Genomic DNA, 25,139 nt, shown 5'->3' with positions numbered 1-25,139 from the left:
CTCAAAATCAATTGCCAATTACCGATCGCCAATTACCACTTACCAATTTCTAAATATCACCTCGAATTTCTTCGACTATGCCGTCGCGGAGGAGAATTTCTACTTGCATTTTTTGAATCAAGTTTTCTCCCAGCCCGACAGTGAATGTGCCGTCAATTTGACCTTGACTCACTTCTTGTTCCAGGTCTAGCACCTGCACTTGCTGAAGCTGTTGCAGGTTTTGGTTTTTCTGTTCTAGCAGTTCGCTTTTTCTTTGATTCACCTGCACTTGAATGTTTTCTATTTGCTGCATTACTTGCGGGCCTGGGGGCTGCAAATTTGACTTTTGGATTTCTGAAATCATCCGCTGCCCTTGCATTTCTAACTGTTGTAGCTGAGAGTCTATTTGGTTGATTTGGGCTTGGAGTTGCTGTTGAGCTTCTTCTTTCCAGCGAGGAGTAACGACGACTTTAACGTTAATCGATCGCTTCAAGAGTAATTGTGGTTCCATAAAGTTGTTGCTTGTCAATTAGGAATTAGGCATTAGTCATGAGTCATTAGTTGGTAAACCTGAACTAATGGCCCAGGACTGAGGACTCGGAATCGGGACTCGGGTGTTGGGATAATTTTTTCTTTTCCATTCCCCAAGTCCAGCGAATATTTCAAAACATCCCGTCAATCATATCGCGGTAGTGTTGCGTCACAACCGGGCGCTTAATTTTCAGGGTCTGGGTCAACATTCCATTTTCCATCGAAAATGGCTCCTGAATCAACCGGAACGGGCCGATGCGATCGTCCGCGCGGTATCCAGGGCGATTTTGCACCTCTCGGTTCAATTCTTTGCGAAATAAATCTTGAATTGTCTTGCTATTCCAGTCAATTTCGTGTATGGGGGGATTCTGAGTTTCTGCCCATTTCTGCACGGCTTCTGCATTGGGGACAATTAAGGCGCCGACGGATTTCTGGTCTTGACCTACTAGCATAATTTGGTCGATGTAGGGGCTGCGGACGCAGGCGTCTTCTATGGGCTGAGGTTCGATGTTTTCGCCGTTGGTGAGGACGATCGTATCTTTGGCCCGCCCGGTCAAGATTAAGTCGTTTCCCGGTGTCAGCCAGCCCAAATCCCCGGTGTCGAACCAGCCTTCGGAGTCGATCGCCTTGGCAGTCGCTTGGGGATTAAGATAATAACCTGCCATGATTTGCGGCCCGCGGCCCAATACCAAGCCGCGCTGGCCTGTGGGCAGTTGCTGTCTGGTTTCCGGGTCTACTATTTTAATTTCCGTATGGGCAATGGGCTGTCCTGCAGAACCTTTAAGATTGTGCCAAGGGCGGCGCACAGTTAAAACCGGCGAAGTTTCGGTTAAACCGTATCCCACTAACAAGCCGATATTCGCTATTTCAAAGAAATTGTCTAAATGCGTGGCCAAAGAACCGCCGCCGCTAATTGCCCACTTAAAACGTCCTCCCGTAGCTTCCCGGACTTTTTGGTAAACCAGTTTTTCGGCGAGGGCGTGGACGGGAAATAATAAAATGCTTTTGATGCGGGCGATGAATTTTTCGGAAGCAGAAGCCGGTTTCAAATTGAGAGTTAATCCTTGGAAAACGCGGCGGGCTTCTATGTATTGCTGGCTAGCCGATAGCAGGAATTTCACCAATTTTTGTTTGTTGGCTGGCTGTTCTCGAAATTGCTTTTGTACTGCCTCGTAAATCGATTCCCAGATGCGCGGAACGCTAATCATGTACTGGGGTTTGTAGGCTTTAAAGTCTTGTTTGAAATAGCGAATATTGGTGTAAATTTGCGTGCATCCTTGGGAAAACATGAAGTATTCGACGCTGCGTTCGTAGGCGTGCCAACTGGGGAGGATGCTGAGAACACCTTCGCCGGCTTCGGGCTGGAGAATTGTGCCGAAGGTGGTGACTTGGTGCAGCAGGTTGCCGTGAGTCAGCATGACGCCTTTGGGTTTGCCGGTGGTGCCGCTGGTGTAGAGGAGGGTGGCAAGGGTTTGAGGCTTGTGGTTGGTGGGTTTGAGGGGACGGTTTGCCCCTGTGGTCATCACTTGGGAAAATTTGACTGTGCTTAGGGTTTGGCTGGTTTCCGGTTCTTCGTCGGAGAGGAGGACGATGAGTTGGATGGGCAAATCTGGGAGGCGGTGTTGCAGTTTTTTCAGTAATGCCAGGTTTTCGACTACCAAGGCGGTGCTGCCGCTGTCTTGGATGATGTACAGGAGTTCTTCGGGGTCGGCGGTGGCGCCTCGAACGGCGTTGGCGCCCCCGGCCATCATGATACCTTGGTCGGCTATCAGCCAGCGGGGACTGTTGTCGGCGAAGAGGGCGACGCGGGGAGGGACTGCTTCTTCGGGATTTTGTTCGATGCCTAGGGCTTGTAAGCCAGCGGCGAATAGCTGGATTTGTTGGTACAGGTCGGTGTAGGTGAGTTTGATTTCTGGCTGGGTGTGGGGGTCGTGGAGGGCGACGGTTTGACCGAATTTTTGTTTGACGATCGCCCAAATTTCGGGTATTGATCGAATGGAACTGTAATCGATCAGCTTGCTGAGGTTCGCGCGATCGCGATCGGTCATTTGAGATGATGTATGGGATGCTGGGTTGTTCATAGGGTATTTTCCTGAGTTTAGGGAGATAAAGTTATTGGCTATAAGTTTAATATCACAGTTATTTTATAACTATCTGGCAGTGTCGTGACAGTTTACCAACCTGCCATTGTCTATTCAGGAAATTAGAGATGCAAGATGATGAAAATTATAGTTGCACAGAAACACATGAATTTAGCAAGTTTGATAGTAGTTACTTTTAGTGCGATCGGTCTAGCATTATTATGAATTTGGTTACTTTTTCAAACGCGATGGATAATCCCCTCCCACAGTTCGGAAATAGGGTGTAATTTACCTTCTTTAATTTGCTGGAGGGAGTTACGGAGACTGGCTAGGACGATTTCGGTGGGTTCGTCATCGGGATCTGCGTGCGGGATGACGATATGGCGACCGATTAATAGTTGGTAGAAGTCGTCCACAGACATTGCAGCGACTTGAGCGGCTTTATCTAGACTGAGGCTGTGCTGCTGATAAAGTCCGATCGCCAATTCTATCCTCACATCGGCTTCAGTCAGGGGGAGATTGTCGGGAATGTCGATCGTAATTTGCATGATTTATAGTACATTTTAATTTCAATTGTCTCTGAAGTGCGATCGTTACAGATTCATTTAACTTTGATTCATAGGCTGTATTCTTCAAGATTAAAACGAGTATATCTTCTGTCAGCACTTTAACATAGCTGGGTGCTTAGGGTACACCTTACCCAATAAAATTTAACTATGAGTGGAACAGGCATCTTGCCTGTTCATGAAACTCATGCAATATCTCAGATTTAAGCGATCTTGCGCGGTGCATCAACCATCGGTGCTGTGCCAAACAAATGTCTGAGATAACTGCGACTGAGCTCGCGGTTCCAGCGCCGCAAACGCACCATCACTCGCGTGAATGTAAAAGTCAATTCCAACACCAAAGAAAGCTGTTTGAGACTGAGTGAATTATTAAACACATCATTGCCGTGCGTGCGTTCAATCTGATGGTGTTTCAGCAAAGCAATCAGGTTTTTGGTAGACCCTTTCATTTGATTGAAATAACTCTGGGAGAATGCCCAGCGGCTGAAACCCCAAAACTTAGCCAAATGATTAATTTCATCCTGTAAAGGCTGGGAAATTGCCTGTTGCAACGCTCCTGTTGAGTGTACCATCAACCATAAATAAACAGAAGTAGCTCCCCACTCGGTACTCAGGCGACTAATCACGTGTTTATAGGTATCTTGCCAAGCGTCACCTGTGGATTGACAACCCTTAACAGAGTTCGGTTTAACTTGCAGTTTGTCGGCTGTAAGTTGCTGGTAAATTTTCCTAAATGTCGGGCAATGTTGGCGTTCTTCTTTTTCCCAGACACCTATCTCTAGAATGTTGCCATTGGCATCAAAAATTCCTCCCATAAACCGCGCCATTTGCGGGTAAATATGCTGTAAGTAGCACCAACTTTCTCTACCGTAGCTGCGGATGGGAGCTTCAATTTCTGCCGCACTTGCCAAAATTTGTAAAAAGATTTCTGGCTTGACACCAATAATTTGGTCGCGATTGATTCCTTGCCAATCTATGGGCTCCCAAGGGCGGGGATGCGGGGCGGAAAATTGCTGGGGTAGATCGGAAAGTCGATCGCTCAAAACTTCCAATGACATATAATGGTCGATGAGGGAGTTAATCCTCGCCCGACTTTGCAAGTAGCGAAGGCTTTGATACTGATTTCCAGCCAAATCAATTGTATACACCTTACCAGTAGCTTTCATTGTTTCTGCCTGTTCGTAACTTTTACAGCTATTGTGCAAAAGGCATTTGGGAAGCCGCAATGAGTAAGGTGCAGGCTGCTCAATTACTAGCAGTTGCCTTGATTGAGCCGAACTCAGGTGAAACGGCATGAAGTAGGGTGAACTAAACAACAGATGATAGGGCTAAGATGTGCCGAAAAGTACCCTTCCTCCCATCCCCAAAATAATTTAACTCGATTGTGCGGCGGCAATCGCTGGGGAGCATCTCATATTTGTAAAAACACTTTTTCTGGCTCCTTCCTTCTTCCTTCTTCCTTCTTCCTCTTTTCTCCTGGCTCCTGACTCCTGACTCCTAACTCGAATTTCTAGCGGAGGGCGGCTTTCATTGAGATGCTCTCAATCGCTGGATTCTGCATAGTTAATTAGTCGCCACAAGTGTCTGGCATTGCATCACAGTAATTAACCGCGAAATCACCACCGTCAATCTTGGTTTCAACAGTGTCGATAATTGAAAATACAAAGACTTGCCACCGCCCGTGGGGATGACAATCATCATATCCAGTTTTTGTAAAGCAGGTTCGACAATTTCCTGAGTTGGTTGTTGGATTCTACACTATTCCCTGCTTTTGGAGAACAAATACACTGAGTGCGATCGCACAAAATTCGTTACGCAGAGAAACCGATACTTTTAATCGGGGTTTAGACGGATAGTGATGGGTAGCGATAGTGATGGGTTTAGGCCATCACAGAAGTCACCCCCAAATCATTGGTAACAAGTTAAGCTAAGAAAGCATTTGTCAATCAGCAATTATGCTCAACTTTTACTCGGATTTTGGGCATCAAACTGAGATTTGGGCGATCGAGGAATCATGCCGAGGGTGATATTTATACTTACTCTCTCTCAAATCGTGAATTTTCCACTCCTAAAAAAGCAGTTTTTTTAAGTAATATTACTGATTGACAAATGCAATTAAGTCTTAACTTGTCACCAATGCCCCCAAATGGAAGGCCGTTATCAAAAGCAAAACTTTTTATTTTACTTTAATTCGTTACATACCCAGATTAGATGGTGAATTAATTGCTTGAATTGCTGCTACAAACTAACAGCCATCAATATTTCTTGACAATGTTCGGAATCTCGACTTCACAAACAAGCGTCAAAAATTGATGGTTTTTGAATCCTGAATGTAAAGTTTTGCGTGTATATACGTATACCAGGCACAACAACTGGAGCGCTCAGCTTCACAGAATCTTCACAAATATCCCGTATAATTACGGTAGTATTATAAAGATTACGTAAAGATTGCCCTTAAAGGTAGCCAAAACCACGATTCTGTAAGTTAAACTGAGAGCCAGCCAAAACCACACTTACGTAATCACCACACAATCCTGAAAAAACGCAATTTTATATATCCTAAAGGCGTTGAAGGGATGTCGTAACTAAGAGGTGTTAGTCGGACATATCGACAAACAGTTTGTAAGCCAACTAAATTGCAACTAAACCAATAAAAATTGCTCATAACCGGGTTAGTTGTAATTCAAAAAAATTGAAACACTTTTTTGACAGGGTAAGTTATGAAAAAAAATTTAGGGGTGGGAAATCAAATTTTTAAAACCCCAGAAGCCTTGGAAAATTTCCCGGCTATTCAGAAAATTTTCGAGGAAGTCGGTGCAGGGCAGACTTTAGTGGCGAAATTAAATACAGCCTGTGAAATTTGCGAGTTTCAACTCGGAGATGAAATTACTCAATATCAAACATCAGATAGCAACAATTTCCTTGAAAAAAAACAGAGCGATTCCCTACGGGATAGCTTCGCTTCACGCAATTTTTATTTAGTTTGCGAGGGAAGAGTCAGGCTGCTAGCGGTAGAAGCGTCTCAACAGCAAGAAATTTCGGCGGTGGTACTGGGAGTCGGAGCAATATTTGGGACAGATAACCTATTTATTGAAAACGGACTGCCTTACAGGGCAATTGCGGCTGGCACTTGCCAAATCGGTCGAATTGCGGCCACCACATTGCAGCTTATTTTAGAGGAATTCCCGCAACTGCAACAGCACTGGCAGCAAGAATTTCAAGAGCGACAGCGGTTAATATTTTTCAAGACACAAACAGATTTGCGATCGCTCCCTCCCCACCAACAACAGCTTCTGTGGCCCCACTTACTTCCTTACATAGAAGAAAGCCGAATTCCGGCCGGAGTTTCCCTCGCTGAGCATTGCCAAAACTCCAACAATATTTTTTGGCTCCGCAGCGGTCAAATTCAAGGTCAAGCACCGCCAATTATCGGCAGTAACTGGGAACATTCAGACGTAAAGAGCGACTGGATAGCGGTAACAGACCTGATAATTTACCAGCTTAGCAGCGAACAGTGGGAAATCGCCCAAGCCACAATTAGTTCCGAAAGTAATTCCCGCCCTAAAATCATCCGCAAGCCTCAAATTTTAAGCTTAGTAACGCCGCCCCAAGATGCCAGATCTACCTCACAAACCGAGCCATCAAAATTAACCGCTGTTGCTCAGCAAAAACCCGCAGCCGGAATCATCAGCTTTCCCAAACCAAAGCAGCGGCGATGGTTGAACAGCCGACACCCATTCATTCAACAACAGAGCGCAGCAGATTGTGGAGCTACTTGTTTAGCCATGATTAGCGAATATTGGGGTAAAAAATTCAGCCTAAATTACTTGCGCGAATTGGCAGAAATCGGCCGCAGCGGCGCGTCGCTCAAGAGTCTGGCAAAAGCAGCGGAAAGGATGGGATTTCAAACCCGTCCCGTGCGAGCTTCTTTAACTCCGCTGCGAAATCAAAATCCCTGGATTGCTCACTGGCAAGGCAATCACTACGTGGCAGTTTATCGCTTTAAAAATCAACAGGTTTTAGTGGCTGATCCGGCGGCGGGCAAGCGGTGGATGAGCATTAAAATTTTTACCGAAAATTGGACTGGGTACGCCCTAATTTTAGACCCGACAGCGGAACTATACCGCAATCACAGTGCCGAACATCAAGGTATCAAACTTAAAAATTTTGTGGGCATAGTCTGGCCCTACCGGGCTGCGATCGCCCAAATTCTGATCCTCTCCTTGTTGCTCCAATTATTTGGTCTAGTTACTCCCCTATTTACCCAAGTAATTCTCGACCAAGTGGTTGTCAGCAAAAGCGTAGTAACTCTGCACGTTTTTGCGATCGGGCTGCTACTGTTTAGTGTTTGGCGAACGTTGTTGGGTGCAACGAGACAGTATTTGCTGGATTATTTATCGAACCGCATTGACTTGACTTTAATTAGTGGCTTTATCAGTCACACTCTCAGTTTGCCGATTAAGTTTTTTGAATCTCGTCAGGTGGGCGATATCTTGACGCGGGTTCAGGAAAATCAAAAAATTCAGGCATTTTTGACCCGCCAAGCTATTACGGCTTGGTTGGATGCTTTGATGGCTGTAGTTTACATCGGACTGATGGTTTACTATAACTGGCGTCTGGCGTTGTTGGTGCTGGCGTTGATTCCGCCGATCGTGATTTTGACTTTAGTGGCAACTCCGTTCCTGCGAAAAGTGTCGCGGGAGGTTTTTACCGAAAGTGCCAAGCAAAATTCATCTTTGGTGGAAATGATTACTGGGGTAGCGACGGTTAAGGCAACTGCTGCTGAGCGAGAAATGCGCTGGCGCTGGGAAGACCAATTAACCTGCATGATTAATGCTAAATTTCGCGGGCAGAAGTTGGCGAATTCTTTGCAGGTGATCGGGGGTGGGATTAATACTTTGGGGAGTACGGCTTTGCTGTGGTATGGGGCAATGCTGGTGATTCAAGATGATTTGACGATCGGTCAATTTGTTGCTTTTAATATGATGATTGGGAGCGTAATTTCTCCTGTGCTTTCAGTGGTGGGACTTTGGGATGAGTTTCAAGAAGTGCTGGTTTCGATCGAGCGTTTGGATGATGTATTCTCTGCCCAACCTGAAGAAAGCCCTTACAAGCCAATGCTGGTGCTGCCTCGCATTCAGGGAAACGTCAAGTTTGACAATGTTTCTTTCCGCTATTCTCAGGATGAGGAACGCAATACGCTGCAAAATCTTTCCTTTGAGGTGCAAGCTGGAGAAACTGTGGCAATTGTCGGCCGCAGCGGTTCGGGTAAGAGCACTTTGGTAAAGCTGCTGCAAGGTTTCTATTATCCAGAAAAGGGGCGGCTGACAATTGACGGCCACGATATTCGGCACATTTCTTTGCAGTCGCTGCGAGTTCAGTTGGGTGTTGTTCCTCAAGATTGTTTCTTGTTTTCGGGAACGATTTTGGAAAATATTACGCTGTATAAAAACGGAAATGATGCTGCTTCTGCAAGCTTGGAACAGGCGATAGAAGTGGCAAAGCTAGCAGAAGCTCACGCTTTTATACAGGATATGCCGCTGGGTTATCAAACTCCTGTGGGGGAAAGGGGAACGAGTTTGTCTGGGGGCCAGCGACAACGAATTGCGATCGCCCGCGCTCTTTTGGGTGATCCCCGGATTTTGGTTTTGGATGAAGCAACTTCTTCGCTGGATACCGAATCTGAGCGCAGGTTTCAGCAAAATCTCGCCCGCATTAGTCGCGATCGCACTGCGTTTATTATCGCTCATCGGTTGTCTACGGTGCGTAATGCCGATCGCATTTTGGTTCTAGACAAAGGCATTTTAGCCGAACAAGGCAACCACGACGAATTGATGGCTGAACGCGGACTTTACTATCACCTCGCTCAGCAACAACTCGATATTTAAGTCATTAGTCATTAGTCATTGGTCATTAGTCATTGGTCATTGGTCATTAGTCATTGGTCATTAGTCATTAGTCATTGGTCATTGGTCATTGGTCATTAGTCATTGGTCATTAGTCATTAGTCATTAGTCATTAGCAACCAACACAAGACTAAATATCATTTTCACTGAATTCTGACTCCTAACTTCTGACTCCTAACTTCTGACTCCTGACTGATAGCTCCTAACAACGGTCAACTGCCAACAGTCAACAGACTAATTTGGAGGAAATAAAATGTTTTCAGAAGATGCCAAAGAATTAGGCCACGCTCCTAACGAAATAGGCGAAGTTTATGGGGGCGTAGCTTCTAGGCAAGAAAACGAAACCCGAAAAAAAGAGCGCTCTTTAGAAGTTGTCGAATCTCAAAATCGCTCATCTCAAACTAATGACGGTATCAATATTGCAAAATTACAGTTACGGCAGCCAGATGCTAATAATTGGTCTACTTCTTTGCACTCGGTACTCGACCAGCCGCCAGTATCTTTTCCGCAGCGGTTGATATTAGGAGGAATGGTTTTTTCCGTAGCTTTTGGAGCGTGGGCAACTTTGGGAAAAATTGACGAGGTTGGTCATGCTCAGGGCAAATTAGTTCCCAAAGGCGCTGTTTACAAAATTCACCCGACGGAGACGGGAAAAATTATTAACCTCGCTATCAAAGAAGGTCAAAAAATCAAAGCTGGACAATTATTGGCCGAATTAGACCCGTCGAATGCTCAGAGCGAGGTGGAGCGTCTTGATAAAATTCTGGACTCTTATCGGATTCAATTGATGCAAGAGATGAGTTCGATCGAGAGAACTAAACTGGAAGTTGAAGCGAGCCAAGCTATTGCTGCTGCAGACAAGCGGGGGGCTGAAGCTGCGATCGCCCGTGCGATCGCTTCAGTGGCCACCACGCAGTCTCAAATCGAGCAATTGCAAGCAGATTTAGTGTCTCAGCAAGCGCGGCAACAACAGCTCAAACCTCTGGAAAAGGATGTGCAAGACTTGCTCTCGCAACTGAAAACAGATATTAATTCCCAGCAAGGGCGGCGCGATCAGGTGAAACCATTGCAACGCAAGACTCAAGAATTGCTGTCGCAATTGCAAGCAAAAGTGGTGGCTCACAAAGAGCGGATCGCGCGTCTCAAACCTTTGGTAGATGAAGGAGCACTGTCAAAAGACGTATTGTTTCAAGCTGAGGAAGCTCTGCGAGAAAGTGAAAATGCCGTGATTAGAAGCCAGTTGGGAGAGACAACTCAGGCTGACGATCGCGCCTTTGAAGTCGAGCAAACCGTTCGCGACAGACAAAGTGCTGCCATCAGGAGTCAACTGTCTGATGCAACTGGGGTTAAGGAAAGGTTGTTTGAAGTCGAGCAAAATTTGCGCGATCGAACTAGCGCCATTTCTAGAGCCCAAGGTGAATTAACTCAACAACTGGCAGAAGTCGATCGACTGCAAGCCGAAGCCGCCAGCAAACAAGCTGCAGCGCGCCAAACGCAGTTAGAAAAAGAGCAAAAAATTCAGCAGTTGGAAATGCAATTAAATCAAGTCAAATCCAAAATTGCCGAAACCCAAACCCTGCTCGCTCAAGCAAAAAATCAGCTCAAACAAAGATTTCTCTACGCACCCGTCAGCGGAGTGATTTCCGCACTCAACATTCACAACACTGGTGAAGTAGTTCAACCGGGTCAAACTATTGCAGAAATGACTCCGAATCAGGCTCCTCTGGTGCTGGAAGTCAGTTTGCCGAACCGAGAAGCGGGATTTGTCAAAACCGGAATGCCGGTGCAAGTCAAATTCGATGCTTTTCCTTATCAAAATTACGGCGTGATTCCGGGAAAAGTTTTATCTATTTCGCCCGATGCCAAAACAGACGAGCGATTGGGTGTTTTTTACCGGGTGGAAGTGAGTATCGATCGAGACTCAGTGAAAGCCAAAAATCAAACCTGGAAACTCAAAGCTGGCCAAACAGCTACTGCGGAAATAGTCATTCGCCAGCGCAGCATAGCCGACATTTTGCTTGACCCTCTCAAGCAGCTACAAAAGGGCGGCATGAGTTTGTAGAAATTAGTCATTAGTCATTAGTCAGTAGTCAGTAGTCAGTAGTCAGTAGTCAGTAGTCAGTAGTCAGTTGTTATTAGCTTTCCAGTCAACAGTCAACAGTCAACAGTCAACAGTCAACTAATTTACAAAAAACAGGATAAAACTATGAATTCCCAATTTCACCATTCTGCCAATCATTCCCAAGTTGGAATCAAACCAGAACAATTGGATGAGATAATTTCAGCCATCCTGGCAGGAAAGTATTCTTGGGCTTGTTTTTTACTTTTGCGGTGCACCGGTTACAACCCTCTCGACTATATCCCTTACCGTACTTCCAACCGCTTGCTGAAGGAAAACAGTCAAACGAGGAAATCGGAAACTCAGCCGGCGCTGAGCAAAATTGCGGATTTAGATTATGTGGAAGTGGTGAGGGAAAAACGAGCCGGAGTTCGAGGGGGTGATGCAATTCAGATTGGTAGCGAGTTGCACTCAGATACCGCAGGTTTTGTAGCTGAAGTAGTCGGCCCAGGTTCACCTATCTCGGCGTTGGCGGTTGATGTTCACAATCAAGGATTTTTTGCTGGATTTAAGACGCGCTGGTTTAATTGGGCGGGTAAGTAAATTAGTCGATTGACCGACAACCCGGTTGCGGGCGTTGGGTGTACCTGTTTTTTGGTTGACTCACCGCGGGCGATCGGGTTTTTGAGTGTCGAACATCCGCGCTGTCGATAAATCTGCCAAAGTGGCAACACGCTGTGGCGATCGTACCTAATACTTTGTTAAGTAGGTCAACCTAAAAAAACGGAATACCCAGATACCCGACTTCTTTAAGAAGTCGGGTATCTAAGATAATAACGTTTTACGTTGATTCAATTCTTTAATCTAAAATCTAAAATCTAAAATCGGTTGACCTGTAATTCCTGCGATTTAGCCGGGGCAGTCTTTATCTATACAAGTTATCAATTGAACCCAATACTACAATCTTCCAGTCTCGTTAATAGACAATAAAACGAGGCTGGTTGTTCTATGTCAAAATACATCTATTTTCTGTAGATTTTGACCAAAAAAATACAAATATTTATGAAGTTAACTTTACATTTTAATTTTCCACAAATCTGCCAAATTGGCAACACAGCTCTAATTAGTCCAGATATATTAGGTACATCGAAAGCAAACAAGATTGCTTCGAGCAAGCAGTTAACCAACAAGGGAAAAAACCATGATTATCTCTGACCTGAACCATGTCGAAGTTGTTTCCGAAGCAACCAGAATCGAAGGCGGTTTCACTGAATTTGATTTGATTGTCGGCAAAGTTTCTTTCATTTCACTGACGGCTGGTATAGCAATTGGTAACGTAGCGGTAGCCGACGCTGGTGCCGGTGCGATCGGTTATGGCTCATTTACCAAGGCTGCTACCAGCACATTTACGACTCCTTTTTCGAGTTCATCCGGTGCATTTTCCGTATCGGTTTCCGATTAGGAATTCAGTCAAGTGCTGCTAGTTAAATAAGTCCGAACTACTGGCAGCCAAACGATAGAATTACACAGTTTTTTAGTCAAGCAAACCTGCAATAGTAAAGGGAAAAAACCATGATTATCTCTGACCTGAACCATGTCGAAGTTGTTTCCGAAGCAACCAGAATCGAAGGCGGTTTCACTGAATTTGATTTGATTGTCGGCAAAGTTTCTTTCATTTCACTGACGGCTGGTATAGCAATTGGTAACGTAGCGGTAGCCGACGCTGGTGCCGGTGCGATCGGTTATGGCTCATTTACCAAGGCTGCTACCAGCACATTTACGACTCCTTTTTCGAGTTCATCCGGTGCATTTTCCGTATCGGTTTCCGATTAGGAATTCAGTCGCCCGCTGCTAGTATAATTAAGTCCGCACTACTGGCAGCGGAACGATAGAATTACACATTTTTCGAGTCAAAAATACAGCCGTATCCAAGAATAATAATCAGATAAAGGTAAAAATCAATGAGAATTGAGAATTTGACATATTTGGATAAAATTTCTGACGAAGGCAATATTGTTGGCGGTTTTGCTTCAGTCGATATCAGTGTTTTTAGCTCCGCGATCGGTGCATTCACCTCAACTGCTGCTAATTCTCAGTCTTGGGCAGTATCTTCGCCTTACGGTGGTTCTCTAGCGGTTGGTTACGGTCAGGTATTTGCGATCGCCTACACTCCCCCGTCATTTCCCAAGTTCCCAAACTAGATTCCGTGAATAATAGAAATTAAATAATTTCTATTATCTCGATAGGGTAATGAAATCACAATAAAAATGTATAGCTCCATTGCTTTTACCCACAGCAATCTTCAGTTGATTTATCAAACTTAAAACAAATTTTAAGGAGATTAACAGCGATGCCTCAATTAGACGCATCTGCTCCTCCTACCCCAACGGTGGGTAGCAGCAGTCCAGAAGACTTGAGCTTGTTAGCGGGTGGAACTGGTGCAAATAGTAGTGAACCTACTAACTATTCAGCATCTTCAGCATCAGCCCCAACAGCTAACAGTTCTAACATTTCTACTCCCAGCGAGGCTTCAGGAGGCAGCAGCACTTCTGCCCAATCCACTTCATCGACTTCCGACAGCGGTGCAGGCAGTACAAGCAGCGCGACAGCCACTTCCCCTACAGGAGAATCTAGCAACAGCAGCCAAACAGTCTATACTCCGGGAGCCACCTCGAGCAGCGGCAGCGCTACAGCCTCGTCGGGGGCTTCTCCGACGACAAGTGCCACAGCTTCGGCCCCGGCAGCAACACCAACAGCAACACCAACAGCAACACCAACACCTGCGCCCGCACCTGCACCTGCACCTGCACCTGCACCTGCACCGTTAGGAGACAGCAGCGGTGCCAGCAGCAGCGCGACAGCGACTTCTCCGACAAGCAGCACCAGCACTCAGACAGCATCGACTCCCGGTGGCACTTCTAGCAGTGCGAGCGCCTCAGCTAGCAGTGGTTTAGATACTCCGCCAACTACTAGCGCCACAGCAGAAACACCAGCGCCAACACCAGCGCCCGCACCAGCACCAGCACCAGCGCCAACACCAGCGCCCGCACCAACACCAGCGCCCGCACCAGCGCCAGCACCAGCACCAACGCCAGCACCCGCACCAGCACCAGCACCAACGCCAGCACCAGCACCAGCACCAACGCCAGCACCAGCACCAACGCCAGCACCAGCACCAACGCCAGCACCAGCACCAACGCCAGCACCAGCACCAACGCCAGCACCAGCACCAGCACCAGCACCAGCACCAGCACCAGCACCAGCACCAGCACCAGCACCAGCGCCAGCGCCTTCAGAGAGTAGCAGTTCGAGCGAAACGAGCTCGATCGCCAATAATCAAGGTGTTACTAACAACAGCAGCGCGACAGTAACTTCCCCCACAGGCAGTAGCACTAGCAATCAGACAGCCTATACTCCGGGAGCTACTTCTGGCAGTGCAGAAGCAACCGCTACTACAGGCGATCCACCAACAACTAACATCACAACTAACATCACAACTAACATCACAACACCAGCGCCAGCACCAGCGCCAGCACCAGCGCCAGCGCCAGCACCAGCGCCAGCACCAGCGCCAACACCAGCGCCAACAGCGCCAACACCGCCAACACCCTCAAATAATGAGGATGCGATCGGTACCGGTGGTGGTGGCAGCAGCGCGATCACTTCTAATCCCACAGATAACAGTAACAGCAATAATTCGATCGCACTTCCCGATCAGAATACGAACAACAGCAATGCTGAGACAACCCCGCCTCCAGAAATGGTCGCCCCAGAAAACTATCCTGCAGCATTAACTATCAGCTACGACAGCAACGGCGACGGATATTGGCTCGGCACCAACGACAGCGATGTGATTAGTGGCGATAGCGGGAGCGATCGAATTTTTGCAGGAAGCGGCGACGATATTGTCCAAGCTAACAGAGGTGATGATGCGATCGATGGAGGCGATGGAAACGACACTTTGCGGGGAGGGAAAGGTCAAGATTTACTGATTGGTGGCAACGGCGACGATTTTCTTTGCGGCGACTTCGGCAGCGATACATTGATTGGAGGTAGTGGCGCTGATACCTTTGCCTTTAGACCGGAAACAGCGAGTGCAGCAGCTAATCCATTGTTAGCCGATCGAGTCCTTGATTTCAATCCCGCTGAAGGCGATAAAATTGGGCTGACAGGGGGGCTTTCGGTAGCAGACTTGACACTCATGGCGTTTGATACTGACGGTTCCGGTACAGCAGACGCGACTCTGGTCAAGTTTAGTTCAAATAATGGCGATCGAATTTTAGCTGTTGTTTTGGGAACAGTTAACGCAGCGGGTGCAACAACTTTGAGCAATGCTGATTTTATTAGTTTGCCAAATGACATCTTGTAGCTAACCGTTAACCGTTAACACCAACTACCCCCCAGGAAGCGTCGGGGGACGAAGTTAATAAAGTTATATGGGTGGAGAGAGAAAGATGAAGGACTTTTACGGCCCATTGATTGAAGCAAGTGAAATCATCGACCAACTCAGACAAGACCAGCAAATAAAGACATTTAGTCAAAAGGTTTTGCAGAAAAAAGTTATTGAGAAAGCCGCCCGGGAACGGGGGTTAACTGTGACTCCCGACGAAATTCAAGCTGTGGGCGACCAGCTCCGCCGCGAGAAGCGTTTGGAGAAAGCGGCGGATACGATTGCTTGGCTGGTCGATCAGATGATTTCTGTAGAAGATTTAGAAGCCGGAATTTGCGATCGGCTCCTTGCCCAAAAACTAGCCGAACACTTGTTCAGCAAAGAAGTAGAAAAGATTTTTATTCAAAACAAATTGCAATTCGACCAAATAATTCTTTATCAAATAGTTCTTGCCAACCCCCAGCTTGCTCAAGAACTATTTTATCAAATTCAAGAAGGAGAAATCAGCTTTTTTGATGCCGCTCACCTTTACGATATTGACGAAAATCGTCGGCATATATGCGGTTGCCAAGGCAAGGTTTATCGGTGGGGTTTAAAACCAGACATAGCCGTCGCCGTATTTAGCGCTAAACCCGGAGAAGTAATTCGTCCCATTGAAACAGAGCTAGGATATCACTTGTTCCTGGTTGAAAAGTTTCTCCCGGCAGAATTAACCCCTGAACGGTATCAAGAAATATTGCACAATCTGTTTAACGAATGGCTGGCTAACGAAGTCAACCATTTATTGTACACTTCTAAAGTGTAGGTTGCGCGCGGAGCACAGAGAAGCCTAAGTGGTTTGACGGGCGAATTATAGCGCTCTCGGTGTGGTGTGCATGGAGCCCTCATCTAGAGGTTCTACATAAGTCGTATAACTGTTACGTTTAACTTGGCAATTTGGATTTAACTATATTGCAAAAATTGATAAACTGGCGAAAAGTAGTCAGTTGTTCTGGATGAACTTTAATTCGGCTCAATAGCTGTCCCAAATAAAATGGCTTGAGTACATCTCCCGGTCGTTTCTTAGAATACGTAATATTTTTAGCTTCAAATAACGCTCTCAAATAAGCTCCATGAAACTGAGCGTGAGTATTAAACTCTTGATATTTTCCCATGTTTTCAGGACAGTTAACTGAAACATCATAATATCTACTATAATCTAATAAAGGTTTGTTTTGAGGATTTTTATAATAAATCTTCCGATTGGCTAGCAGCCAACTTTCCAAGCATCGATTCTGAAATATCAGCACAAGTTCTGCATTGTTTAATTTCAATTTTTGCTGACTTAAAAAATCCTCAATTTCAGTTGTAAGTTCGGCAACAGTATTTTCCTCGGCATCCAGACACACTACAAAATAGCTGTATTTTCCGTTTGAGTTGATTTCCGCGATCGCAGGCGGGATATAATTGTATAACGAAGGATATCCTTCACCACTAATCAGGTAATAATTTTTTTGAGTCACATCATCGCAATTGTCAACTCGCTGCAACTCCGGTAAAAGGTAAGACAGCCAAGCCGGATAAACTTTTTTCTCCGATTGTGTTCCTTCGACCAAAAAATACAGATTCATTAAACTTTAATTCCTTCGCTGTATTCTTCAAGATTAATCAGTTGCATGAAAGCTTGATGCCTCGATTTTCCCAAGTTCAAATCTTTAGCATCTATGACAGTTACAACCCCACCTTTGCGAGTCACTATTTTCCAGTGCTCCATCCCAATATTATTGATTATGTAAGGATGATGGCTGGTGAGAATGAATTGAATATTTCTATTTTCCACAATCAAATCTGTCACAACATCGATACAGTTAATTCCCAAGCTGTTTTCAAATTCATCAATCAGGATTACCGTGCCTTCGGGCGATAAGTACAATTCGCTAATATGAATGAGAGTTTTCAACATTCCTGAAGAAATATTGTTTTGGAAAATCCAATCGTTAACACCCTTTTCTTTGATTTGAATAGGAAAACGGGTAAAAGATGGATTTGCGTTATCTTCTAATGCTTCTAGTTTAATATCTTCTACCTGCTCGAAAACATCTATAAATTTAGTTTTTATTTTATCGAATATATCGGGACAATGGCGAGCTATTAAAGCCAGTTTAAGAAGAATTGGCATATCACTTGCTTGAACATTTTCCAAAGCAAAATTATTATTGGAAATTATCGATAGTACCCTTACAGGGATACCATAAATTCCATTTAACAAGCTAGAATTGTCGCTATAAATGATTTCATTAAAAGCCTGCTGGACAGGTGAAATATCTTCTTCTTGATTTTAAATTTCAACTGCACTTTGAAACGGCGATAATTTGGGCGTTGTCTCCCCTTTGAATTTAATTTCATTATTGCTTCTTTCTATAATTACATTTCCCTCTCTGGATAGATGTTCTCGAACTATTCTAAATTTATTAATTTCGTCTTCCTCAGTAGGAATGATAGCAGGGACTTTTTGCGTTTCAAATTCGCCTTGCCAGCGATATTCTACATTGTTTACTGTCGAGAATGTAACGTCCCATGCTAAACCGTTTAACGAAGCACCATTAGCTATTCGCTGTAAATTCAAAATTCCTTTTAAAATTTGTGTTTTGCCGACACCGGAGACACCAACTAATAAAGCCAAGTTGGAAAAATATATCGGTTCAAAACGCCACTCTCGTAAATAATCCCAAAAAGCTACTTTTTTAATTCTCATTTCCCCCTCCTCTCTATTAATTATCTGCGCCCATCAGCGTTCATCAGCCTACATCTGCGGTTAAAAACCGACATAATTTTGCCGCCACCAAGCGCGCACAAACTTAATCTCCTCAAACGTATAACGTTCTTCCAAAAAATCATAAATTGCTCTCAGTTTTTCATCCCCCATAACTTCAATAGCGTACACTATGGCCTGCTGGCGTTCCGATTCCACCAACAAATTTATATCAACTTCCCTGCCCATTTCCATCAATTCTATCAGATGCCCAGAAATAGTATTAGGACTCATACCCCGCGCATTGGCAATGCCTTGAACTGTCAAACCTTGTCGGTATAATTCCCAGGTTTGCATCTGCGAATAAGACGCAACGTTGGAAAGATTTGGAAGATTAGCGGCCTCAGAAGATGCAGCACCACTTGGCAATCCTTGTTCTTGGCAAAAAGTGCGGATTGCCTCCAAGAAAACCTTACCGTACTTATCTCGCTTGTTGCTGCCAACGCCGTAAACTTCCTCGAATTCGGTGAGATTTTGCGGGCGTTTTTCTGCCATATCTCGCAAGCTTTTATCAGCAAAAACCACGTAAGGTGGCACAAATTGTTCGTCGGCAATTTGCTTGCGTAGTGTCCGCAGTATGCTAAATAAAGCTTCTACTTCTACTGCCAAAGAACGAACTTTCCCCTGTACTTCCCGCTGGGGTTCAATGGCGATTTCAACTGTGCGCTGACGTTTCATAATTTCCCAACTTTTTTCATTCAGTTTCAAAATGGGAAATCCGTCTGTTCTTTCGTCTAAAAAACCTTGATTTAACAGCGAACGACTCAATTTTTTCCAATCTTCGGCACTTCTATCTTTGCCAATTCCGTAAGTAGAAAGTTGGTGGTGCTGGTATTGCAATACTTTTTGATTTTTTGAACCGCGCAGCACGTCAATAATGTGATTCATGCCGAATTTTTCTTGGCATCTCGCGACGCAAGAAAGAAATTTCATTGCCTCAATTGTCCAATCTTCTACGGGTTTTTGGTTGCAACAGTTATCGCAAGTACCGCAGTTTCCTGGGAATGAATCGCCAAAATAACTTAACTGGATTGTGCGTCGGCACTCGGTGGATTCTGCATAGTTGATTACTCGACGCAACTGTTGGCGGGCAATTCGTTGTTCTTGCGGATCTGGTTTTTGCTCGATGATGTAGTCGATCATTTTGACATCGCCGTAGCCAAAAAATAAGCTGCAATGGGCGGGTTCGTTGTCTCGGCCTGCGCGGCCGGATTCTTGATAGTATCCTTCGAGATTCTTGGGTAAGTCGTAGTGAATTACAAACCTCACGTCTGGTTTGTTGATGCCCATACCGAAGGCTATTGTGGCTACCATTACTTGCACGTCGTCGCGAATGAAGCGGGTTTGATTGGTGGCGCGATCGACATCGTTCATGCCGGCGTGGTAGGGTAAGGCTTGGATGCCGCTTTGTTGCAATTTATAGGCAACTTCGTCAACTTTTTTGCGGCTGAGGCAATAGATAATTCCCGAACCGCCTTTTTTTTGGATGATTTGCAAAACTTCGGCAAAACTGTGCTTGGTTTTGGGGCGAACTTCGTAGTATAAATTGGGGCGGTTGAAGCTGGCGACGTGGATGTAGGGATTTCGCAGAGTTAGCTGCTGGATGATGTCTTGGCGGACGCGCTCGGTGGCGGTGGCGGTTAGTCCCATAATGGGAATGTCGGGATATCGATCGCGCACTCGCTGCATTTGCCTGTATTCTGGTCGAAAGTCGTGCCCCCATTCCGAAACGCAGTGGGCTTCGTCGATCGCAAATGCCGAAATTCCTAACTTATTTGCTACTATATCTAAAAACGGTAAAAATCTCTCGCCGAGCAAGCGTTCGGGTGCAACGTAGAGCAATTTAATCTTACCTTCGAGAATTGCTGTTTCGCGCGATCGGGTTTCCTGACTGCTCAAAGTGCTGTTGAGAAAAGTCGCCCCAATTCCATTATCCTGCAAAGCCTCCACCTGGTCTTGCATCAGAGCAATTAACGGCGAAACAACCACGGTCAATCCCGGTTTCAACAGTGCCGGTAATTGAAAACACAAAGACTTGCCACCGCCCGTCGGCATGACAATCATCATATCCCGTTTTTGTAAAGCAGCTTCGACAATTTCCTGCTGTCCCGGACGGAAAGAGTCATAGCCAAAAAAATGTTTAAGAGCTTGTTCCAGGGACAGTGGCACAGAAGATATTGGCGGATGAGACGCTGACATTTGCAGTAGTTGGTTGTTGGCTTCTCAACTATTCTATGCCTTTTGAGCACAAATACAGTTACAATAATTGAGAATCTCAATTTAAGCAGAAAAACTGATGCCGAAAGCAATTTGGAATGGTGCCGTTTTGGCCGAGAGCGACAAGTGCGAAATTGTAGACAACAACTATTATTTCCCCGCCGATGCCATTAACCGTGAGTATTTCAAGGACAGCAGCACTCACACTACTTGCGGTTGGAAAGGTGTTGCTAGTTACTACAGTGTCGAAGTCGGCGGACAAGTTAATAAAGATGCGGCTTGGTACTATCCTACTCCCAAAGATGCTGCTAAAAATATTGCCGGATATATTGCTTTTTGGAAAGGAGTTAAGGTAGAGGCTTAGGTTTTTTCCGCAGGTTTGTTAGCTGGCGATTCCGACAGGCCGCCAGGGAATTAATTCCCTGGCTCATAGCTGAAGTCGTCTTAAGACGACTGTGGAAATCCGGGAGGAATAACATAAGTTGCGATGAGTTCAAATAGAAATAATATCTAATATCTACTGATAGCGATTGCTCCTCTGATAATTGTCAATCCTGTGAACGAACCTGACGGTCAACGGATTACCGTTAGACCGCAGGCTTCTTTTTCCTTTTCTGCAAAGGCTTTTTTGAGTGACGGAGTTCCCCCGCCACTTTCGTAACTCAGGCCAATCTTTTTTATAAGTTTGGCTGAATTTTCATCTCGATCCAAAGATTCCCCACATTGGCAAGAATGCCAGCGCTCCGACAAGTCTTTTGGAACTTTGTTGAGGCAATTCCAGCAATGTTGAGAAGTTCCTTTTGGAGCGACAAACAAAACGCTTTTACCTAATTTCCAGGCGACATATTTGAGAACGCTGGCGAATAGTCCGTGAGCAGCATCAAGCATGGATTTATTCAAACCACTTTTAGCTGACTGACCGTTTGGCAAATAAACTAAATTGCCATCCTCAATATCGGTCTTGGGTTTGGCACGTCTAGTCAGATTTTTGACACTCAAATCTTCAACAACTAAAACATCACATTTGCCGAAGAGCAGCTGTGCCGTTTTGAATTGAAAATCTAGTCTAGCTCTAGCTATAAACTGGTGAAGTTTAGAAATCTTATCCTTGATTATTTTCCAAGGCTTAGAACCTTTAACCCTACTAGCCAGCTTCGCTTGAAGTTTTGCTAATTTCTGGGCAGATTTTCTCAAGAATCTAGGATTTTCAACTCTTTCACCATTGGATAGGTAAACGTAATTAGTAATTCCCAAGTCAATACCAAGAGTGTTTTCTTCAGTCGGTTGAATTTCTGCAACCGTTACGGGAACCGTCTTATCTTCTAGCGTCAGGGAAATATACCACCCATCCGCTTCTCTGATAACTGTACCCGTCTTGACCTTGAATCCTGTTGGTATTGGACGATGGAAAACCATAGGCACTTGACCTATCTTTGCGAGGTCGATACAAATCCTATTTTGTTCGTCCTTGACAATATCTAAGTTGTCTAATTGAGGATAAGTGAAAGATTTGTAGTAGTGAAGTCCTTTGAACTTGGGCTTGCCTCTACGATTGCCATTTTTGTCCGGCGTGGTGAAATTTGAGAAGGAAGTATCCACCCTGTTTACTACATCCTGTAAAACCTGAGAATCCAACACTTTATAATCAGGAAATAGCTTTTTAGTGTTTTTAATGTCGGCAAGCTGTATGGTTTGCCACTGTACATATCCGCCTTCAATGTTCGAGAAAACATCACCCTTTTTAGTTAAAGGATTGCCTGATTCATCCTTTTTTCTACCATCCCTAGTCTGCACTCTGGTTAAGGGAATATTTTGATAAATCTCCTCAACAGGAACTATCGAAACAATCAATGGGCAAGCGTTCATAGGGGTTCTCGTGGCTTCCCACCATCTAAATCTTTCACCGAGTCGGTAGTTGTACTGCCGACGACAGAGTTCTAAATGAGCCACAATTGTTGCTAATTGGGCTTTTGTGGGTTTGAGGCGGTATTTGTATGTCAGTTGCATCGGAAACTTCCTTTTTTCGACCTACTTTAATGTACCATTTTTTCAGTTTAATGTTTAGAAAGTACATCAAAGTTAAAGGTACTTGCAATGTCTAATTGTCGGCTTCCGTCCCTCCATCCGACGCTTCTGGACATCCCTGCGGTAATTTATTCGGGGTACTTCGCGCAGCGCTCAGATTAATCCCCTCTAAATATACCGAGGGACTTCCCGGCTGTTAGTTAAAATATAGGACAGAGCTTAATTAAATTCAATACCATAACCGCTATATTTAACAGTCCTCTTTGAGAGGACTTTCGCTATGAGACGGGGGTTTTGAACCCCCGGCGGACTGTTGGAGAAGCGAAAGCATCCTCAAATTTTAATCTTTTTCCCAAACGGCAACAGCTTCCGAACCCAAACCACGGCGAACAACAATCGGTTCGCTTTGTGTCAAATCGAGAATGGTAGAAACTTGATATCCCGGATCGGAACCGTCATCGACAATGACATCTACTAACTTTGAAAAACAGTCAAACAGCTCAGCTTTGCCAAAGCTTTCTGCTTTTCCGGCCGGGACTGGTGCTGCACCTTCATCATCTGTGGTAATGTTAGCGGATGTTGAAATAATTGGATTTCCCAAGGCTTCCAACAGTGTAAAACAAAGCCGCTGGTCGGGAACGCGAATTCCAGTGGTTTTCCGTTTTGGGTTCATTACCAACCGCGGCACTAACTTAGTAGCTGGCAGCAGAAATGTATAAGGCCCCGGTATTAACCGCTTGATAATTCTGTATGCTTCATCGCTGACAGCAGCATAGTCGGTGATATTTGACAGAGAGGAACACAGGAACGTTAAAGGCTTATCATTGGATAGTTGCTTGATCTGCCTGACTCGTTCTACCGCAGACTTGGAGTTGAGATCGCAGCCGATCGCGTAAACTGTATCTGTCGGATAAAGCATCACGGCCCCATCTTTTAGAGCTTTGTTAATTTTCTCGATCCGGTCTCTTTGGGGTGCAACTGGATGCACTTCGTAAATAGTTGCCATGTTAAGATATTGCAGGCTAAGTGGGCGATCGAAATATCGAGTGAAACAATCAATGCTAAAAATTAATTGTTAACAATGAATAAAATAGCTTATTTTGACTGTCCAACCGGCATTGCTGGCGATATGTGCATCGGAGCTCTCGTCCACGCCGGCGTTCCTTTAGAATACCTAATCGAAAAACTCAATTTGCTCGGCATTTCGACAGAGTACCAGTTGCGGACGGAATTAGTCCACCGGAATACTCAACAAGCAACTAAATTTTATGTCGATTTAGCTGCGGATTTGTCGTTAAAACCGGAAAATCCTGCTACCGAACTCGATCCCTCAGAAACGGAATCCCCGACTTTCGACGCCCGCCGCCACCATCATCATCACGGGGAAGAACATTCTCACAGTCACGGGGAAGAAGATGCAGAAATTAGCCACAGTCATCACCGCAATTTACCCGAAATTGAGCAGATCATCGTCTCTGCAAAATTGCCTCCGCGCGTGGAAGCTTGGAGTTTGGCCGTATTTGGCAAATTAGCAGAGGCAGAAGGTGCCGTACACGGTATCCCCGCCAGCGAGGTTCACTTTCACGAGGTGGGGGCGACGGATGCAATTATTGATATTGTGGGTACTTGTTTGGGTTTGGATTGGTTGGATATTGAGGAGTTTTACTTTTCGGCGATGCCCACTGGTGGCGGTACGGTGAAGGCGGCCCACGGCCGATTAGCGGTGCCGACGCCGGCGGTGATGCGGTTGTGGGAAACGCACCGAGTGCCGGTTTATAGCAATGGGATCGATCGCGAATTGTGCACTCCTACGGGAACTGCGATCGCCTGTACTCTCGCCTCCGCTTTCGGCCCGCCACCGCCGATGCAAATTCAGGCCATTGGTTTGGGTGCAGGTTCTCGAAACCTGGCAATTCCTAATATTTTGCGCCTCTGGATTGGGGAGAAGTCAGAAGGAAGTTCGGCAACGGATTCTGTAACGGATGTAACGGATGTCAGAAAGAGGGCAGAAGGAAGAGGGAAGTTTTTAAACAATACTCAATTCCCAATTACGGATTCCCAATTACCAATTACCAATTCCATAGAAACTATTACGGTACTGGAAACGCAAATTGATGATTTGAGTCCGCAGGCGATCGGCTATGTTTTTGATGCTTTGTTTGCCGCCGGAGCTCTGGATGTTTTTACTGCCCCAATTGTGATGAAAAAGTCGCGGCTGGGGGTTTTGTTAACTGCGATTTGTCATCCAGAATTTGAGGATGCTTGTGAAGCAGTTATCTTTCGCGAGACTACTACTTTGGGAATTAGGCGATCGACTCAACAAAGAACTATTTTACACCGAGAAATCCAGACCGTTCAAACAGAATACGGCGAAATCAAGATAAAAGTTGCGAAGTCTGGACAAACGATTGTTAATGTACAGCCGGAATACGAAGATTGCGCGGAAATTGCCAGACTTAAAAATATTAGCTGGCGGGAAGTTCACCGCTTGGCGCTGCAAAGTTGGTACGATCGAGGTTAGGAATGAGAATTAAATAACTTCCACTCTTGAAAGTGGGATGGGCGTCCCGCCCGTCCAGAAAGGACGGGCGGGA

General features: G+C 45.3%; 21 protein-coding genes. 10 read left to right on the top strand and 11 right to left on the bottom strand.

The window, feature by feature from the left end; genetic code table 11:
- Positions 1 to 49: 49 nt before the first annotated feature.
- From QUB11_RS20180 to QUB11_RS20160, 5 genes are all read right to left on the bottom strand, one after another.
- On the bottom strand, positions 50 to 490 hold the full coding sequence (locus QUB11_RS20180) for a YlqD family protein (RefSeq protein WP_333054966.1): 441 nt from the start codon (positions 488 to 490) through the stop codon (positions 50 to 52).
- A gap of 151 nt (positions 491 to 641) precedes the next feature.
- Positions 642 to 2,591, bottom strand: a complete 1,950-nt coding sequence (locus tag QUB11_RS20175; RefSeq protein ID WP_333205570.1) for a long-chain fatty acid--CoA ligase — start codon at positions 2,589 to 2,591, stop codon at positions 642 to 644.
- Positions 2,592 to 2,830: 239 nt separating this feature from the next.
- Positions 2,831 to 3,139: a UPF0175 family protein gene (locus QUB11_RS20170; RefSeq protein WP_333205571.1), complete on the bottom strand. Its 309-nt coding sequence runs from the start codon at positions 3,137 to 3,139 to the stop codon at positions 2,831 to 2,833.
- A 221-nt stretch (positions 3,140 to 3,360) separates the two neighbouring features.
- Positions 3,361 to 4,452, bottom strand: a complete 1,092-nt coding sequence (locus QUB11_RS20165) for a hypothetical protein (protein ID WP_333391556.1) — start codon at positions 4,450 to 4,452, stop codon at positions 3,361 to 3,363.
- A 268-nt stretch (positions 4,453 to 4,720) separates the two neighbouring features.
- Positions 4,721 to 4,858: a hypothetical protein gene (locus QUB11_RS20160; protein ID WP_333205573.1), complete on the bottom strand. Its 138-nt coding sequence runs from the start codon at positions 4,856 to 4,858 to the stop codon at positions 4,721 to 4,723.
- 1,019 nt (positions 4,859 to 5,877) lie between these two features.
- Between QUB11_RS20160 and QUB11_RS20155 the strand changes: the two genes are divergently transcribed.
- From QUB11_RS20155 to QUB11_RS20120, 8 genes are all read left to right on the top strand, one after another.
- A complete protein-coding gene (locus QUB11_RS20155) occupies positions 5,878 to 9,045 on the top strand; it encodes a peptidase domain-containing ABC transporter (RefSeq protein WP_333391555.1) in 3,168 nt (1,055 codons plus the stop codon).
- Positions 9,046 to 9,316: 271 nt separating this feature from the next.
- The gene (locus tag QUB11_RS20150) at positions 9,317 to 11,125 is read left to right on the top strand and encodes an HlyD family efflux transporter periplasmic adaptor subunit (RefSeq protein ID WP_333205575.1); all 1,809 of its coding nucleotides are present in this window, start codon (positions 9,317 to 9,319) and stop codon (positions 11,123 to 11,125) included.
- A 144-nt stretch (positions 11,126 to 11,269) separates the two neighbouring features.
- The gene (locus QUB11_RS20145) at positions 11,270 to 11,725 is read left to right on the top strand and encodes a HetP family heterocyst commitment protein (RefSeq protein ID WP_333205576.1); all 456 of its coding nucleotides are present in this window, start codon (positions 11,270 to 11,272) and stop codon (positions 11,723 to 11,725) included.
- 598 nt (positions 11,726 to 12,323) lie between these two features.
- The gene (locus QUB11_RS20140) at positions 12,324 to 12,584 is read left to right on the top strand and encodes a hypothetical protein (RefSeq protein ID WP_333205577.1); all 261 of its coding nucleotides are present in this window, start codon (positions 12,324 to 12,326) and stop codon (positions 12,582 to 12,584) included.
- Between the two features lie 110 nt (positions 12,585 to 12,694).
- Positions 12,695 to 12,955, top strand: a complete 261-nt coding sequence (locus QUB11_RS20135) for a hypothetical protein (protein WP_333205577.1) — start codon at positions 12,695 to 12,697, stop codon at positions 12,953 to 12,955.
- Between the two features lie 128 nt (positions 12,956 to 13,083).
- On the top strand, positions 13,084 to 13,323 hold the full coding sequence (locus QUB11_RS20130) for a hypothetical protein (RefSeq protein WP_333391553.1): 240 nt from the start codon (positions 13,084 to 13,086) through the stop codon (positions 13,321 to 13,323).
- Between the two features lie 149 nt (positions 13,324 to 13,472).
- Positions 13,473 to 15,491, top strand: a complete 2,019-nt coding sequence (locus QUB11_RS20125; protein ID WP_333391551.1) for a calcium-binding protein — start codon at positions 13,473 to 13,475, stop codon at positions 15,489 to 15,491.
- An 85-nt stretch (positions 15,492 to 15,576) separates the two neighbouring features.
- Positions 15,577 to 16,317, top strand: a complete 741-nt coding sequence (locus QUB11_RS20120; RefSeq protein ID WP_333205584.1) for a peptidylprolyl isomerase — start codon at positions 15,577 to 15,579, stop codon at positions 16,315 to 16,317.
- Positions 16,318 to 16,435: 118 nt separating this feature from the next.
- Here the strand turns inward: QUB11_RS20120 and QUB11_RS20115 are convergent, their stop codons facing one another.
- The 4 genes from QUB11_RS20115 to recQ form a co-directional block, all read right to left on the bottom strand.
- Positions 16,436 to 17,122 (bottom strand): hypothetical protein, encoded by a 687-nt coding sequence (locus tag QUB11_RS20115; RefSeq protein ID WP_333205585.1) that lies wholly within the window; start codon positions 17,120 to 17,122, stop codon positions 16,436 to 16,438.
- The gene (locus QUB11_RS20110; RefSeq protein ID WP_333391549.1) at positions 17,122 to 17,760 is read right to left on the bottom strand and encodes an AAA family ATPase; all 639 of its coding nucleotides are present in this window, start codon (positions 17,758 to 17,760) and stop codon (positions 17,122 to 17,124) included. Before QUB11_RS20110 ends, QUB11_RS20115 begins: the two co-directional genes overlap by 1 nt.
- Positions 17,761 to 17,829: 69 nt before the next feature.
- Positions 17,830 to 18,246, bottom strand: coding sequence for a hypothetical protein (locus tag QUB11_RS20105; RefSeq protein ID WP_333391547.1), 417 nt, complete (start codon positions 18,244 to 18,246; stop codon positions 17,830 to 17,832).
- A gap of 60 nt (positions 18,247 to 18,306) precedes the next feature.
- A complete protein-coding gene (gene recQ, locus QUB11_RS20100) occupies positions 18,307 to 20,502 on the bottom strand; it encodes a DNA helicase RecQ (protein WP_333205587.1) in 2,196 nt (731 codons plus the stop codon).
- Between the two features lie 97 nt (positions 20,503 to 20,599).
- On the opposite strand from recQ, the gene QUB11_RS20095 reads away from it, so the two are divergent.
- Positions 20,600 to 20,884, top strand: a complete 285-nt coding sequence (locus QUB11_RS20095; RefSeq protein ID WP_190738299.1) for a DUF427 domain-containing protein — start codon at positions 20,600 to 20,602, stop codon at positions 20,882 to 20,884.
- A 209-nt stretch (positions 20,885 to 21,093) separates the two neighbouring features.
- On the opposite strand, the gene QUB11_RS20090 is transcribed toward QUB11_RS20095, so the two are convergent.
- Both QUB11_RS20090 and QUB11_RS20085 read right to left on the bottom strand, forming a co-directional pair.
- On the bottom strand, positions 21,094 to 22,527 hold the full coding sequence (locus QUB11_RS20090; RefSeq protein WP_333205588.1) for a transposase: 1,434 nt from the start codon (positions 22,525 to 22,527) through the stop codon (positions 21,094 to 21,096).
- A gap of 358 nt (positions 22,528 to 22,885) precedes the next feature.
- Positions 22,886 to 23,551, bottom strand: a complete 666-nt coding sequence (locus tag QUB11_RS20085) for an L-threonylcarbamoyladenylate synthase (protein WP_333205589.1) — start codon at positions 23,549 to 23,551, stop codon at positions 22,886 to 22,888.
- Positions 23,552 to 23,626: 75 nt separating this feature from the next.
- Here QUB11_RS20085 and larC point away from each other — a divergent pair, with 75 nt between their 5' ends.
- The gene (gene larC, locus QUB11_RS20080) at positions 23,627 to 25,066 is read left to right on the top strand and encodes a nickel pincer cofactor biosynthesis protein LarC (protein WP_333205590.1); all 1,440 of its coding nucleotides are present in this window, start codon (positions 23,627 to 23,629) and stop codon (positions 25,064 to 25,066) included.
- Positions 25,067 to 25,139 lie beyond the last annotated feature (73 nt).

Origin of the sequence: Microcoleus sp. B6-A1 (assembly GCF_036705085.1) — a bacterium.
Classification (GTDB): domain Bacteria; phylum Cyanobacteriota; class Cyanobacteriia; order Cyanobacteriales; family Microcoleaceae; genus Microcoleus.
This window is presented reverse-complemented; position numbering and strand designations above follow the sequence as displayed.